This is a genomic window from Cupriavidus sp. CER-90, from assembly GCF_057652055.1.
Genome location: NZ_JBYGYM010000001.1, coordinates 1,157,280 through 1,171,813, shown reverse-complemented (window position 1 = coordinate 1,171,813; position 14,534 = coordinate 1,157,280). Strand labels below are relative to the sequence as shown.

Genomic DNA, 14,534 nt, shown 5'->3' with positions numbered 1-14,534 from the left:
GAATCTGACGTTGAGAGTGATTGTGATGAAGCGATTCAATATGGCCTTGCGGGCCGGGCAGGTGGCGCTGGGCTGCATGCTGTTCCTGAGCGCCGGGGAGTCGGGCGCGATCGACCTCGTGGGCGCCTACGAGCAGGCATTGGCGCATGATCCGTCGACCCTTGCCGCGAACGATGCGCTCACGGCGGGGCAAGAGAAGGCCGTGCAGGGCAGGGCCCTGCTGCTGCCCAGCCTGAGGCTGCAAGGTGGCGTGGGCCGTACTGTCGTCCATTCTTCGGCCACTGACGATGGGGCGTCGCTTATCTCGCCCAATACTTCGGGCACTGTGCGGCAGGCCGGCGTGGTGCTGGTGCAGCCGATCTACGACCGGGGTGCGGTGGCGACGAAGAAGCAATTGCGGGAGCAGACGAACCTGGCGCAAACACAGTTCGGGCAGTCGCGCCAGGATCTTGCCCTGCGGGTAGCAGAAGCGTACTTCGGCGTGGTGCTGGGCGAGGAGACGCTGCGCGTGGTACAGGCCGAGAAGGCCGCCTTGCGGCAGCAGCGCGATCGCGCCAAGGCGCGCTTCGACATCGGGCAGGGCAAGATCACCGATCTACATGAAGCTCAGGCGCGCCTGGACGGTGTGGAGAGCCGCGAAGTGACGGCGCAATCGGCACTGGAGCAGCGTCGCACGCGCTTCCAGGAGATCGTTGGCACGTCGCCCGATCAACTGAGCGGGCTCGCTGCCCGGTTTGCGCCCCGGCCGCCGGAGCCGGACAATCTTGCGGCGTGGCAGGCCAAGGGGGAAGAACAGAGCTTCCTCGTCAAGACGCGACAGTCGGAACTGGACATTGCCGGCGCAGAGATCGACAAGTACCGGCTTGCCAGTCGCCCGACCGTCTCGCTCGTGGCGGGCTACAACACGCAAGGGCAGACCGGCAATCTGGCGCCCTGGGTTGCTGCCAATACGCGTTCCGCGACCGTGGGGTTGCAGGTCAACATTCCGCTGTACGCGGGTGGGAGCCTGGACTCGCGCGAGCGGGAGTCCGTTGCAAAGAGGAGCCAGGCGGAACAGGAGCTTGCCGCGGCCCGGCGCGATGTGCGCCTGAACGTGCAGGACGGGTTCCTGTCCGTGAAGACTGGCGTGTCGCGTATCGCCGCACTCGAGCAGTCGTTGACGTCGGCGCGCAGCGCGCTGGCGGCGACGATCCTTGGCCGGGACGTTGGCACGCGCACCGAACCCGACGTGCTCGACGCGCAGCAGCGCGTGTTCGCCGCGGAGCTGGACGTGGTGCAGGCTCGGCTGGACTACCTGCTGGGCCGTCTGCGCCTTGCCGCCGCGACGGGAGAATTGAGCGAGGATACCCTGCGTTCGCTCAACAGCTGGCTCGCTTCCTGACCGGGACCTCCACGCCCCGTCTATGTCTGGGGCGTCTCCCGATCCCAACTCATTGCCCATCCATACAACGCCATGCATCCAAGGACGATCATCGTCGGCCCGAACACGAACGACAGTAGCGGCATCATTAGCAGCGACCCGGTTTTCATCACATAGACATGCAGTGCCAGCTGCATTGGCACAGCCACGATGACAAACACAAGCGTAAGCAGCGTCAGGAATATCTTCTTCGGCCAGGAAAAGTCGAAGATGTAGTAGACGAGCGCATGCCCCCATGGCAGCAGGAACAGGAAGCTGGCAGAGGTCTTTAGCATGTTGTTGGCATACTCGCTGACCGAGTAGGGGAAATCCGTCGGTGCCACTGCGAAGAACAGCAGCGCCGTGCATTGAATGAAGACGGCAAACAGAAGAAAGTAGCGCAGCGGCAGGAACCGGTCAGGCATGCGAAGCGCGAGTATGCACACGATGAGTGTGGCCAGCAAGTTTGCGGACCACATGGCCACGTCGGGCGGTGTCGCCGCGACATTCAGATAAGGCAAGTCGAAGTCGAACCAGGCCACCCGTGTCAAGCGTTCGATCACGACGCCGTCCATGCCAAGCTTGTCGATCCAGAACGCGAGCACTGCGGTCCATATCTCGCTGATTTTGGCGCGCAGCAGCCACTCGGCAGAATTGAACAGCACCGGCAACAGGAAAACGCCGGTCATCGTCCACGCCGACAAACTTAGCCGGTCCAGTGACCGATGCCTGGCCAGGCTCAGGATCGTCAGGCCAAGTGCATCGCTTGCATCGCGGGTGGCGGGCGTGTGTCCAGCGGGATGGGCCATGGTCTAGAACTCCGCGAAAACACCTATCTCTGCTTGTTTGCGTTTGTAGGACGGATTCTCGTAATAGACCGCCCGCAAATTGATGCCGTAGCGTTTGGTGATCCATTTGCGCCAGTTCAGGGAAACTTCATGGCTGGTGAAATCGCTGAGCAGTTGCTGCGCGCCGGTGATCTGGTAGGCCTCGGTCCCGCCGTCGTATCGCAAGGTGATGTACTGGTCTTTGTCGCGGCCATAGGTGACAGCGATCGATCCCCGATTGGAACGGACGTTGCCGGGGTCGCTTCGGTTCAGCCGCCCGCCGAGCTGGATGATCCACGGGGCGTCGAAGTAGTAGGTCAGCCCAAGAAGCAAGGTCTTGTCGTTATAGACCTCCTTGGCGCGGTAGTAGGTAAAGCCTGCACTGGCGACCAGGTTCTTTTTTTCCAGCAGTTTGCGGAACAGCATGCCATCGACACGGACCTGGGGCAGGAAGAAGCCGCCCGCGCTGGTGCCGGCACTTAAAAAGCCGTACCAGTCGTCATCGAAAATTCGCGTATAGCCCAGTCCGAAAAACGTGCCAGCGTCGCCGAAATGGTTCTGGTGACTGATTTCGCCGGTCACATAGTCCTTCGGGGTCAGGTGGACGCCGCCGCGCACGTACTGGTCGTTCCAGCTCGAATTGTTGTTGGTCAGGTTGGCATGGCCTAGTCCGCCTTCTATGAATCCCGTGAGTAACGGCACGAAGGTTCGGGGTGGGCTGGCTTCCGCCTGGGCGCGCGATTCCGTGGTGGCGGCCAGCATCGCCATGCCGAGCAGGCATGACAGGACAAGCTTGCCGTAGAACGGGATTCGGGTATGCGAGAGCTTTGCCATGCGTATCCTTTCGATCTTGCCTCAACGACAGCGCAACCCGGCTGGAGGCGGTGCCAGCGCCTGTTCGGGGGTCAAGCGCGCCACGAACGCCAGGTACAACGCCTCTTCCAGAACATTCCAGTGTTTGCCATGACGGAACTGGATGGAACGGATGCGCCAGCACGAAATCGCTTCCTTGTCCTCCATCTTGTCGGCGACCAGTGCCACCAGCCCCCAGGGGAAATCCGCCTCGGACATCTGCAGCCAGGTCATCCGGTGCTCTTTCATCCAGAGGCGGTACGTCAAGGCATCCGGTCGATTAGGCGGACGAATATCAGACAGAATGGGAAAGATCTGTGCGACAGCGTCCGGATAAAACTCATACTGTTCGCGTGGCTGGGTGCTCACCAGATAACCCTGCCCAGGCCGCCAGAACACACGCAGGATGTCCTTGTCGAGTTGCTCGGCCTTACGCATCCACTCCGTGGCGCCCGCGGTGTCACCCAGGCGCCGCCGATAGGCGCTGGTCGCCTTGAAGGCGCTGGAGATCTCCGCGTTGTCCATCAGCAAGGCGACATGCAGGCTGGAGGAAATGTAGTACACCCCGGACTGGGCATCCCGCAGGGTGTCGAGATGCGCACTAGCCTTGTCGAAGCTGGCCTGCCACGCTGGCGGCATGCCTTCGGATGGCGCTTGACGGACCAGTAGTTCCATCCAGACGGCCATCAGGGCATCGTCCGCATCGGCTGGCTGGCACGCGACAAAGCGCTCGGCCTTCAGGCAGTAGCGGTCGAAGCGGCCGTCAGCGTGCTGGCGCGGCAGCTGCCAGGCGATCCAGCGTTTGGCCGCAGCCGGCATTGCCCCCCCAGCGTCCTGTGCGGCGAGCAGCGCCTTGGCCGCGAAATAGGGATCGATCGAGTCGCCGCCAAAGTAGGTGGTAATAGCGCCATCGGGACGCTGGTACCCCTGGAGCGACAGTTCACCCGCATCCGCCGGCGCATGCGCCAGCGTGGCGATCAACAAGATGAAAGCCATCAATGTCTTCATGGTTTTGCAGTCGTTCACGCGTCGCCAGCCGAGGCTTCTGGCACGACGCGGCCTTCCTCCAACGCAGATGCCGCGCCATAGACCACCGAGCCAGCGTGCATATGCAGTAACGGCGCGACGACGGTCGTGCGCCGGCCGGCGGCGCCAATCACACAGCGCCTGCCCACATCGATTTCCTGCTCCGAGACCAACGGCCCGGCGATGACACACTCGCGCTCCAACAAGATCGCGCCGGCAGCGATAAGCGCGCCGTGGATGCGTACGCCCGGTCCCAGCCAGATGCCACCGGTCGATTTCACGCTGCCCATGATGCAGGAGCCGGCGCCGATCCAAAGCTCGCCGTGCACGATCAGGTCACCACGATGCACAGTGTTGGCAGAAAGCGTCAGGGCATGGGGTACCAGCCAGCGACCATCCGCATGCTCCGCGTCATCGGCTTCGGGAATGGCCTCCAGGGGGGGCGCCGCCCGGGCACGGGCATCGTCAGTCGCATCGTCGATATCGGGCGGCGTCCCGGCACGCCGCTGCCCGAAGCTGACCACCGCCGCGCTCACTGACGTGAACTCACAGGCTTCTTCGAGGCGGATTGCATAGTGCGCCGACAAAGGTCCGCGCAGCCGGCAGTTCGGCTCGACGTGGATGTTGCGCGCATGGGCCCAGCGCTGCAGTTCGCTGCCATCGCGTATCACGACCTCGCCCTCGGAAAGCAGAACCTGGAGATGGTTCTCGCGGCCTGTATGAATGCCGCGTCGCCCATAGATATCGCGCGAGAATGTGAAACCGTCAGGCAGCGTCAGTGTTCCGCCAGTCACGACAGTGCGCGTGCAGACGCCCAGATTCGTCTCCGCCCGCGCCGGAACGAAACTACCGGTGACGTGAACGACCGGCCGTAATGCCATGGCCGTGCGCGTGAGCCTGTGCAGCCGGTCACCCGCTTCATGCCGCGCCACCAGTGCGCGAAAATCCGCCGCCACTTTCGTCACATCGAGGGTGTGTTCGCCGTCGATCATCAGCGGCCGGACGTCGCGCGCCCGCCGCCATTCCAGCGCCGCCGGGACCAGCGGCAGGGCAAACACGAGCATGGTGAGCGTACCGAGCAGCAGAGGCCACATAGTCAGTTCCTCGGGCGATAACGGGACGTCTTGTCCCACCGCAGTTCCCGACGTAACAGCTGATCGAAGACGATTTGACCCAGAATCGCTCGCGACACGGCGAGCATGCTGACCAGGAAGCCGAAATAGTTCAGAGGCAACAGCCGGATGCGTTCGCGGGTGCCGTCGAGGTGCACCGCGGCGGCGATCTCGAAAAACGCTGCAAAGTTGCCCAAGGTGCCGTAGGACATCAGCGCGAACAGGATCAACGCCTCGCCGAATAGTGGCAAGCCCCCGGCATAGAACAACAGGATCGCCAGCAACCAGCCAAACAGCATGATCGGCGCCATCATATAGATGCCGAGCAGCGCCACGCCATCGATCTTCTCGAACAGGCCGTGATGCCGGCAAGCCGCCATCCTGACGCCGTGGCGGTACAGCGCTTGATTGTGGCCCTTGGTCCAGCGCCGGATCTGCCGCACGCGGACCGGCCAGGTCTCCGGCACCTCCTCATAACACTCCGACCAGTTCTGGTAGACCGTCTTCCAGTTGGCCAGCAGCAGGCGATAGGTGATGTCGGTGTCTTCCGCCAGTACATCGTCATGCCAGCCACCGACAGCGCGCAATGCCCGCATCCTCACGCCGCCCACGGTGCCGCCGTACTGGGGGACCAACTGCAGGTTCATGCGGGCTTGCTGGTCGACCTGATAGCCACCCGAGCGTTCCAGATCGAGCAGGCGCGTCAGCAGGTTCACGCCCACATTCAACGGCACCACGCGGCCCATGGTGGCACCCACCTCTGGATCGAAGAAAGGGGCCACCAGCTGCTTCAGCAGCCCTACCGGCGGCAGATAGTCGGCATCGAAGACCACGACGATGTCGCTCGTCACCGCCTCGCTGGCATCCTTGAGCGCTGCAGCCTTGCCCGGCTTTCCGGCGGCGCGGTGAAACGGTGTGATGCGCCCGGGGTGCTTCGCGACCAGATCATCGATGATCTCGCGCGTGCCATCGGTGGACCGATCGTTGACCGGCATGATGACGAGCCTGTCAGCGGGATAGTCCGCATGCAGCAGGCAGGCCAGAGAACCGGCTATCACGGCCTCTTCATTGTGCGCGGCGACCATGACGGTCAACGTAGGCCACTGCGCGATATCGATGTCGAGGTACGGGTGTCGCTGAAAGCCGAAGAGCCGGTTCAGGGTGAAGAGGTAGTGTCTTACGGCGTAGAACAGCACCAGGGCAATGACCGCCATCAGCAGCACCGTCAGCGGCGGCACGATCGCCTGCGCGCGCGGCTTTTCAGCTGTTGCGGGGGCCTCGCGTGCGGGGCTTGTTGGCAGCGGGCTTGACCACGTGCGTTTGGTCGAGCCGTTCATGTCATCGTTGTCGAGCGTGTCCGGCAGCACCACTGCGAGATTCAGCGCGGCGTCTGCCGATGCGGCCCGAGCGGCAGGTTGCCCAGGCGAATCGGTGGCACCCTGGACGCCGCCCTCGGCAGTCCCAGGCGGGATGGATAACGTTGTGATGTAAGGGTTGGGGGCGGCTGCGAACGCCCCGGAGATGGGAACAGTGATGACCAGCATCACGCCAATCGACAAAAACAGGCGATATCCAGGGTGCATGCTCGAAGGCCCATGTAGTGCTGTTCTTCTGCAGCGCCGCGTCCCCGCTTCCATTGCGAGCGCGCGAGGACGGGCGCTTGTCCTTTACCGCTTGCTGCTGACAAAGGCCAGCGTGGTGCCTCCTAGTGCCGTCACGATCCAGTTGGTGCCATCCCAGGTCACGAGCCCAAGTCCCTGTGTCACAACCGGCTGGTTGTAAGCCGACTTTGGCAGTACCCATGCCATGTCGGTCAGGTCGCTGGGGTGGGTCGCCTGAAAGGTCCAGAAATTCCCGCCGTCAGTCGCCTGCCAGCTGACTTGCTGGCGCCGTTGGCCGAATTTCGCCAGCGTGTCCATCGTGTACCAGTTGAACTGCCCGCTCGTCTTGACGGTCGCCGCCTTGTTGAAAAGGCTGTTGAGCACCGACTGGTAGTCGACCGCTCCCAGCGGATGCATGTAGATCAGCCGGCTGGTCCGGTTCTTCGCCACAAAATCGATAAGCTGCTTGTACCAGGCCGTAATGCTGGCCGCCGGAACGTTGAACTCTTCGAACTCCTCGAAGGTCGCGTACTGCCCGAACGGCATGACAGGGAACGCGCGGATCGTTTCGTTGGTCCGGACGCCGTTGCGGTAGCTCCGGGTTGGCGCCATACCGGTGTGCCCCAGGAAGTAATAGGCGCTGTTACCGTTGGCTTCGAGCCAGTTGACCGACCATTGCGGCGTGTTGCCCTCCGGCGCCGCATATTCGACTGCCGGGCGACCCGTCACGCCCTCCACGCTTTGCTTGTTCAGCACAAGGTACTGCTCGAAGGTCGATTGATTCGTCTCGCTGGCGTTCGCGCCCCAGAAATCGTGAATCCATCCGCCGTGGCTGCCGATGTTGTGGCCCTGGCTCAGCAGGTATGCCACCAGTTGCTGGGCGGTGGTGTTCTGCGACAGGTTGATGCCCTTGCCGTCTCCCACATTGATCTGATCTGGCCCGGCCGTGATGGACATCGAGAAGGTTCCCCTCTGGAAGATGCCCCAGCCCTTGAGCTGGTTTGCCGGCGCAATCTGGTCGCCGGCACAGAAGTGCCAGTTCAGTACCAATCCGCCAAGCGCTTTGGGTTGCGCGGACAGTCGCGGCATCTTCATCATGTTGGTGCCGAAGTAGCGCAGCATTCCGTGCATCAACATGCCGTCGGTTTGGCCCTTCAAGTAAGACAGCGGCATGTTCACGAACAGTACGCGGCCGCTTCCGAAATTGCGCAGCCCCGCGACGAGACCGAAATTGGGGGACGTCAGCAGAGCGGACCCATCGTAGGTGCCTTGGGTCACGAAGCTCGGGTAAATCAGGAAGCCGTAGACGTAGCCGGAGATACCTTCCACGGGATTGGTAGCCGTGGCGTCCCACACCATGGACTTGCCGGGTGGCACTTGCAAGGTCCTGAGGGTCGTGCCCAGGCCCGTGACCGGTCCCACGCCGATCATATTGCCGAGCAGCTGGTCATAGAGCACGTAGTCGACGCCAGCCAGGTTGCTGAGACGGCTTTTCTGCGATGCATAGAATCCCGTGGTGGTCAGCGCGCCGAAGTCGTAGACGAGCATCAGCTGTCCACCCTGATTTGCGTACGTCTCGAGCGACGAGATCAGCGCATCGCTCGCGTTCACGTGCACCTGGTCCGGCAGGATGACGCCGGAGAACTGCGCCGGCGTCGTGCCCTGCTGGAACTGGCTGTCATTGATGACCGTGATCTTCAGACCTTCTTCCTGGGCGGCGTCGAGCCACGACGAGACGCGCGCGTCCGGCAGCGCAAGGCCATCTGGCACCAGCAGCGCAATCTGATTGGTGGCCGCATGCGTGATGGCCGGCACGATCACGCCTAGGGCAAGCAGCGCCATGACTGCCCGCAGCACCAGGCGGCCGCATCTCAGCATGAATGAGTGAGAGTTGTTAAGCACGATCTTCTCCCAGCGCGATGTCAATGTGCCTCGCCTTGGCGGCGTTGCGAAAAGCGCCCGCCCGCCGCCAGGCATGATCCAGAGTGTTCGGTGCCGGATCGCACCTCAATCCGGCTCCGCTTCGGGAGCCGGCGCCAGTGTGTAGGTGCCTGCCTTCACCTTTGGCCCGGCCTTGAGCTTTTTGGGCTTTTTCGCCTTGATCTTGTCCTTCTTTTCCTTGTTCGTGCCAACGGCATCGGCTTCATAGACAAAGTCGGTCTGTACGCTATGGTCATACCCCTTCAATCCGCCGGGGTCCGCCGGACTTGCCGGCAGATATTGCGGCGGCTGTGCCGCCACCGCGGCGGCCTCTTCAGTCAGTGCGGCGTGGGCGGGCATCGAGACCAGGGAACTGGCAAATAGCACTGCTGTCCCCCACGCAACAAACCGGGTCATGCGTGAGCGCTTCATGGAATGGCTCCTTCTGGCGCGGGCCATTGGCCCCTGGACGACTCATTCGCCAATGTGGTCGATGTCGCCGATGTAATCGATGTCATGGATGTCGCCGCGTACATGGCTGGCCCGTGGCCATTCAAGCCGCCAAGGACGGCGTGGGCCGGGGCGTTGCCACAGTCCCGGCCGGGGCCCTGAAGCGGCGCCTGTAACGCAACGACGATGCGCTCGCTGGCGCGGCCATCACCGAATGGGTTATGGGCGCGTGCCATGCGCGTATATTCTTCGGTATCGTTAAGCAATTGCTCCGTAACGGTGATCAGGCGTTCCGGATCCGTGCCCACCAGCCGCGCTGTGCCGGCGGCTACCGCTTCAGGCCGTTCCGTGGCATCACGCGTCACGAGCACCGGCTTGCCCAGCGCGGGCGCCTCTTCCTGAATGCCGCCCGAGTCAGTGATGATCAGATGCGCGGAAGACATCAGGAAGACAAACGGCAGGTATTCCTGGGGCTCGATCAGGTGGATGTTCGGGTGCCCGCTAAGGATTGCCTTGACAGGCGCCTGCACGCGCGGGTTGAGATGCACCGGATAAACGATCTGGATATCGGGATTGCGATCTGCGAGCGTGCGCAGTGCGACGAACAGGCGCTCGAACGGCGTACCGAAGTTCTCGCGCCGATGGCCGGTGACCAGAATGAGCCGCCGCGACTTATCCAGGAAGCTATATTGCGCGGCCAGCCGGTTGCGCATACCGGCATCGCTATCGAGGCGTTCCTTGATTTGCAACAGGGCGTCAATGCCCGTGTTGCCGGTGAGGCTGATCCGATCGCGATCGACGCCTTCGCGCAGCAGCGTTTCCTGCGCCTGCAGCGTGGGGGCGAACAGCCAACAGGCCATCACATCGGTCACGCGCCGGTTCATTTCTTCAGGCCACGGCGCGCTGAGATTGCCGGTGCGCAGGCCCGCTTCGACGTGTCCCACCGCGACATTGCGGTAGAACGCCGCCAGGGTGGCGGCAAGCGTGGTGGTGGTGTCACCATGCACGAGCATCGCGTCAGGGACAAAGCGATCCAATACCGCATGCACGCCCGTCAGCACACGCGTCGTGATGTCGGACAGAGTCTGGCCCTGGCTAATGATGTTCAGGTCGAAGTCCGGAACGATCTCGAAAAGTCGCAATACCTGGTCGAGCATCTGGCGATGTTGGCCTGTGACGCACACGCGCAAGTCGATGTTCGCCGCCTCCCGCAGCCGATGAATTAATGGCGCCATCTTGATGGCTTCCGGCCTCGTGCCGAAAACGGCGAGCACTTTCTGAGCCATGCCGGTCTCTCCTGAGTGCAAAGCGGGCGTTCCCATTGGGGAGGCGGGACGCGCCTACGACGACTTGTTTTTAGGATCGTCTACGACCGCTTTCCACGCTGCATGTCGCTTTTTCTTCTCGCCCGGTTCGGCTTTTGGCGGCGGTAGCGATTTGGAATAAAAGACAGAGCGATGGTTATGCCAGCCACCGAGGATCGCAGGGATTATTTGGGATTCCAGCAAACCACCCCGCCACACAACGTATGCCGCCGCCTCGAATGGTTGCAACCTTGAAACACCGGCGAATGGGGTCCACTTGCGATTCTCGAAAACTGACAAAAGCCACACGGTCAGCGTGCACTTTGGCTCGTTAATGTGCTTGGTAGGGCACCGAAATGTGACCGGACCGTGACAATAAAGGCGATTTGTCGGTTCGCCGTCAGTTAGATCCGGATATGTACCGAAGAAGCTGGGTCCTTCGCCCGAAAATGTCTGGCCCATAGCACCCGTTGCACAATCTACGTGAGGCGCCAGCAGTTGGGTTGCCGCCCGTATCCACAAATTGATACTGCAGTTTCACTTGTGTCTCTGACCAGGCAGTTATTTTTACGGTCAGCCGTTATTTTGGATGAGGTTCTCCGCCATGTGGTTGAGACGGAACCATCGAATCAAATATGTTTCAATATTGATATCGGAATCTATTGCATCTTCATATTCCAGAAACGCTTCCGTGGCTCCCTATAAATATTGAGAACGATATCGATTTTCAATATTTATCAACTTTGATCACGCGTCACTTCGATAAATATGCGATCAATGACAATATGCGGCTCAGCGGTTCACTTTTTTGGCAAGTGAGCCCGGTATAACGTCATGCCGAAATTAATCTCTAGTTAAGGTATTCCCATCCCTGGGTAGGGGCGACACGATCGGCTACGCTGAAGAGAATGGTGACCCGATGCGCCGCGTACCGGCGGCGGATTGCCGTATTCAGACTGTCACCAAACCATTCAGGAGACCACCATGGTCGCTGACATTCATGTCGTGCCCACACAGGCGGATGGCTGGGCAGTCGAAGTCGAAGGTTCGGCTGGCCCGGCGGAGCTTTTTGAAACCCAGGAGGAAGCCATCAAGGTCGGCACTGAGCGTGCAAGGCGGGACAAGGTCGAGTTGCTGATACACGGCCGCGACGGCCAGATCCGCGAGCGAAATTCCTTCGGCCACGATCCGCGCAACATCAAAGGCTAAGCGCCATGCTGCGCGGCGCCCGCGCCGACGCACGTTCAGCATTCCCCGATCCTGCGGATCGAGGTCGCATTCGGCTCTAGCGCAAGTTTCGTGCGCACGTCACCAGCAAGGTCTGCAACAGGGCGACGTTTTCCGCGTCGATACCTTCCAGCATCTCGGCTTCCAGCTTCTTCACTGAGTCGTCGCAGCGGACCAGGAGCTTTTGTGCGCTTGCCGTGAGGCTCAAGTTCACGATACGTCCATGCGCGGGATCGGGCTCGCGCACCACCCACCCTTTTGCCTCCATCGTTTTCACGATCTCGTTGGCGGACTGCGGCGACATAAACGATCGCTCAGCCAGCTGCGCATTCGAAAGGCTGCCCCTCGCCTGTAGCACCGACATGGCAGTGAATAGCGGAAGCGTGATGCCGTGCGGTGCCAACGCTTCGGTGAGACGGCGTTTGACGATGCGGTCCGTGCGCCCGATCAGATAGGGCAACCGTGTCGGTGCCAATGGCGTTGTCGGTGCCGCTGCCGGCTCAGGAATTTGCGCCGATGCCGCAGCGGTTTGTCTCGCCGACTTGGTTTTCGTTATCTCTTTTTTCTTGGTAGCCATCGTCCAGCCGGGGTCTTGGCAAAGTGAATGTTGCTGGTTAGGGGTTTACGCGCACCAATGATAATCTACTTGCTATATCAGGCTACCTGAAATTATATTGATGACACGATTTCCGTAAGGCTGGCGCAGCATGAACAAGGAGGGATGGAAGCCGAACGCAGGTGACTAGCCGGATCGTCCGCCGAGTCGCGTGATCGCGGAGTCTTGGCCGCACCGGCCGTACGCGCGGCGCGTGCTCATCTCCTTGCAGTCGGGGAAGCACCGTACAGCGACGATGGCCAAGCCGTCGTTGCCAGCACCTGGCCCCTGGGCCATGACATAAAACTAAACGGGAGACACCATGCCTCAACCACTTACCGGTGGCGCCTTGCTGGCCACCGCGATCGCGCTCGTCCCTTTGGCGGGATGCGGTGGCAGCGACGACGCCGGCACCCACACCGCATCGACGCCACCTGCCGCTTCGACCCCGGCACCGGTATCGGGATTGCCGGTGCTCGGTCCGGCGGTGGGCACGACGTTGGCCGCCACGTGTGAAAGCCTTGCCAGCAAGCTGGCATTCCAGGACACGTCCATTACAGCGGTCACGACAGTTGCCGCCGGCGCGATCAAGACAGGGGCCACTAGCGTGGGAGAGCATTGCCTGATTGTGGGCAATATGAAGGCGCGCACCAGTCCTGTCGATGGCAAGGCCTACGCCATGGGCTTCGAGATGCGTCTGCCCAAAGTCTGGAACGGCAGGTTCTACTACCAGGCCAACGGTGGCCTGGATGGCAACGTCAACCAGGCGCAAGGCGCATTGGGCGGCGGACCCCAGACCGGCGCGCTTGCGATGGGCTTTGCCGTCATCAGCTCCGATGCCGGGCACACCGGTAGCCAGAATCCCCTGTTCGGGATCGACCCACAAGCCCGGCTGGATTATGGCTATAACACCGTCGCAACACTGACACCGATGGCCAAGGCGTTGATCTCCCAGTCCTACGGCAAGGGTCCCGATCGCAGCTACTTTGGCGGATGCTCCAATGGCGGACGCCATGCGATGGTCGCCGCGGCACGCATGGCCAAGGAGTACGACGGCATCGTGGCGGGCGACCCCGGCTTCCATCTGCCGAAGGCCGCCATTGGCGAGGTCTACGGCGCGCAGCAATTGGCGACGGTTTCCACGACGGGCACCGATGGCCTTCCCGATATCACCACGGCGCTGTCGGCCGCGGAGCGCGCTTTGATCTCCAGTCGCGTGCTGGCGAAGTGCGATGCGCTGGACGGCGCGACAGACGGTATGGTGCAGAACCTCAAGGCATGCCAGTCCCAGTTCAGCCTGAGCAACGACGTGCCGACCTGCGCGGGTACGACCCGTGATGGAACCTGCCTGACCGCTTCGCAGAAGACGGCACTGAGCAACCTGTTCGCCGGCGCACGCAACAGCGCGGGCCAGGCGCTGTACGCCAGCTTCCCGTTTGATGCGGGTATCGGCAGCGCAGGCTGGGCCCAGTGGAAGCAAAGCGCATCGGTATCGCTCGATCCAGCCGCCTTGGCGTTCGTTTTCACGACGCCGCCGCAGCCGGCGTCGACCGCCAGTGCGCTCAAGGCGTTTGCGCTGAGCTTCAGCATGGATACCGACGCGCCGAAGATCTTTGCCAGCGACGGTACATACACCGAATCGGCCTGGTCATTCATGACGCCGCCGGATGAGACCAACTTGTCAGTGCTGAAGAATCGCGGCGCGAAGCTGATCGTGTACCACGGCACCAGCGACCCGGTGTTTTCTTCGAATGACACCACTGACTGGTATGAGCGGCTGATGACAGCCAACAGCGGTGACGCGAGCGATTTCGCGCGCTACTTCCCAATTGCCGGCATGAACCACTGCTCCGGCGGTCCGACTGCCGATCAGTTTGACATCCTGACGCCGCTTGTGACCTGGGTAGAGCAAGGCAAGGCACCGGAGCGTGTCATTGCCACGGCGCGAGGCAGTTCGAACGCGGCACCTAACGGCGATGTTCCGGCGGCTTGGACCACAGGCACCGTTGACCGGACTCGCCCGCTCTGCCCGTATCCGAAGACGGCCCGATACAACGGCACGGGCGACATCAACGACGCAGCCAGCTTCCGCTGCAGCTGAACGGCCGCGTATGGCAGGGAGCCATCAAGCAGACCTCTCCTGCCATACGCGCCGAGGCAACGACCGCCGTGGCGCTGACGCTCGGCCCTCCGGGCTGAACGTGTACCACGGCGCCTTCTG

Annotated in this window: 12 protein-coding genes; 3 read left to right on the top strand and 9 right to left on the bottom strand. The window is 61.9% G+C overall.

Annotation, left to right across the window (positions count from 1 at the left end; genetic code table 11):
- Positions 1-25 precede the first annotated feature (25 nt).
- The gene (locus tag AC24R4_RS05290; protein WP_400393261.1) at positions 26-1,381 is read left to right on the top strand and encodes a TolC family outer membrane protein; all 1,356 of its coding nucleotides are present in this window, start codon (positions 26-28) and stop codon (positions 1,379-1,381) included.
- A gap of 20 nt (positions 1,382-1,401) precedes the next feature.
- Here the strand turns inward: AC24R4_RS05290 and AC24R4_RS05285 are convergent, their stop codons facing one another.
- The 8 genes from AC24R4_RS05285 to wecB all read right to left on the bottom strand — a co-directional run bounded on the left by AC24R4_RS05285 (position 1,402) and on the right by wecB (position 10,473).
- Complete coding sequence (locus AC24R4_RS05285; protein ID WP_487522440.1) at positions 1,402-2,208, bottom strand: hypothetical protein; 807 nt, start codon at positions 2,206-2,208, stop codon at positions 1,402-1,404.
- A gap of 3 nt (positions 2,209-2,211) precedes the next feature.
- Positions 2,212-3,060 carry a YaiO family outer membrane beta-barrel protein gene (locus tag AC24R4_RS05280; protein ID WP_487522439.1) on the bottom strand — a complete coding sequence of 283 codons (849 nt, stop codon included), beginning with the start codon at positions 3,058-3,060 and terminating at the stop codon, positions 2,212-2,214.
- A gap of 21 nt (positions 3,061-3,081) precedes the next feature.
- On the bottom strand, positions 3,082-4,086 hold the full coding sequence (locus AC24R4_RS05275) for a hypothetical protein (protein ID WP_487522438.1): 1,005 nt from the start codon (positions 4,084-4,086) through the stop codon (positions 3,082-3,084).
- Between the two features lie 14 nt (positions 4,087-4,100).
- On the bottom strand, positions 4,101-5,198 hold the full coding sequence (locus tag AC24R4_RS05270) for a bactofilin family protein (protein WP_487522437.1): 1,098 nt from the start codon (positions 5,196-5,198) through the stop codon (positions 4,101-4,103).
- 2 nt (positions 5,199-5,200) lie between these two features.
- Positions 5,201-6,760, bottom strand: coding sequence for a glycosyltransferase family 2 protein (locus AC24R4_RS05265; protein WP_487522436.1), 1,560 nt, complete (start codon positions 6,758-6,760; stop codon positions 5,201-5,203).
- Between the two features lie 123 nt (positions 6,761-6,883).
- On the bottom strand, positions 6,884-8,659 hold the full coding sequence (locus AC24R4_RS05260; protein ID WP_487522987.1) for a polysaccharide deacetylase family protein: 1,776 nt from the start codon (positions 8,657-8,659) through the stop codon (positions 6,884-6,886).
- A gap of 165 nt (positions 8,660-8,824) precedes the next feature.
- Positions 8,825-9,169 (bottom strand): hypothetical protein, encoded by a 345-nt coding sequence (locus AC24R4_RS05255; RefSeq protein ID WP_487522435.1) that lies wholly within the window; start codon positions 9,167-9,169, stop codon positions 8,825-8,827.
- Positions 9,166-10,473 carry a non-hydrolyzing UDP-N-acetylglucosamine 2-epimerase gene (gene wecB, locus AC24R4_RS05250; RefSeq protein ID WP_487522434.1) on the bottom strand — a complete coding sequence of 436 codons (1,308 nt, stop codon included), beginning with the start codon at positions 10,471-10,473 and terminating at the stop codon, positions 9,166-9,168. The genes AC24R4_RS05255 and wecB overlap by 4 nt, the downstream gene beginning before the upstream one ends.
- A gap of 1,002 nt (positions 10,474-11,475) precedes the next feature.
- On the opposite strand from wecB, the gene AC24R4_RS05245 reads away from it, so the two are divergent.
- Complete coding sequence (locus tag AC24R4_RS05245) at positions 11,476-11,700, top strand: DUF2188 domain-containing protein (RefSeq protein ID WP_487522433.1); 225 nt, start codon at positions 11,476-11,478, stop codon at positions 11,698-11,700.
- A 76-nt stretch (positions 11,701-11,776) separates the two neighbouring features.
- Here the strand turns inward: AC24R4_RS05245 and AC24R4_RS05240 are convergent, their stop codons facing one another.
- Positions 11,777-12,295, bottom strand: a complete 519-nt coding sequence (locus AC24R4_RS05240; protein WP_487522432.1) for a MarR family winged helix-turn-helix transcriptional regulator — start codon at positions 12,293-12,295, stop codon at positions 11,777-11,779.
- A 340-nt stretch (positions 12,296-12,635) separates the two neighbouring features.
- Between AC24R4_RS05240 and AC24R4_RS05235 the strand changes: the two genes are divergently transcribed.
- Complete coding sequence (locus tag AC24R4_RS05235) at positions 12,636-14,414, top strand: tannase/feruloyl esterase family alpha/beta hydrolase (RefSeq protein WP_487522431.1); 1,779 nt, start codon at positions 12,636-12,638, stop codon at positions 14,412-14,414.
- The last annotated feature ends 120 nt before the right edge of the window (positions 14,415-14,534 follow it).

What these genes read in the sequence shown, in the direction of transcription:
- AC24R4_RS05255 (WP_487522435.1), bottom strand. Translation starts at nt 9,169, where the DNA reads ATGAAGCGCTCACGCATGACCCGGTTTGTTGCGTGGGGGACAGCAGTG.
- AC24R4_RS05265 (WP_487522436.1), bottom strand. Translation starts at nt 6,760, where the DNA reads ATGCTGGTCATCACTGTTCCCATCTCCGGGGCGTTCGCAGCCGCCCCC.
- AC24R4_RS05285 (WP_487522440.1), bottom strand. Translation starts at nt 2,208, where the DNA reads ATGGCCCATCCCGCTGGACACACGCCCGCCACCCGCGATGCAAGCGAT.
- AC24R4_RS05245 (WP_487522433.1), top strand. Translation starts at nt 11,476, where the DNA reads ATGGTCGCTGACATTCATGTCGTGCCCACACAGGCGGATGGCTGGGCA.
- AC24R4_RS05280 (WP_487522439.1), bottom strand. Translation starts at nt 3,060, where the DNA reads ATGGCAAAGCTCTCGCATACCCGAATCCCGTTCTACGGCAAGCTTGTC.
- wecB (WP_487522434.1), bottom strand. Translation starts at nt 10,473, where the DNA reads ATGGCTCAGAAAGTGCTCGCCGTTTTCGGCACGAGGCCGGAAGCCATC.
- AC24R4_RS05275 (WP_487522438.1), bottom strand. Translation starts at nt 4,086, where the DNA reads ATGAAGACATTGATGGCTTTCATCTTGTTGATCGCCACGCTGGCGCAT.
- AC24R4_RS05270 (WP_487522437.1), bottom strand. Translation starts at nt 5,198, where the DNA reads ATGTGGCCTCTGCTGCTCGGTACGCTCACCATGCTCGTGTTTGCCCTG.
- AC24R4_RS05290 (WP_400393261.1), top strand. Translation starts at nt 26, where the DNA reads ATGAAGCGATTCAATATGGCCTTGCGGGCCGGGCAGGTGGCGCTGGGC.
- AC24R4_RS05240 (WP_487522432.1), bottom strand. Translation starts at nt 12,295, where the DNA reads ATGGCTACCAAGAAAAAAGAGATAACGAAAACCAAGTCGGCGAGACAA.
- AC24R4_RS05260 (WP_487522987.1), bottom strand. Translation starts at nt 8,659, where the DNA reads ATGGCGCTGCTTGCCCTAGGCGTGATCGTGCCGGCCATCACGCATGCG.
- AC24R4_RS05235 (WP_487522431.1), top strand. Translation starts at nt 12,636, where the DNA reads ATGCCTCAACCACTTACCGGTGGCGCCTTGCTGGCCACCGCGATCGCG.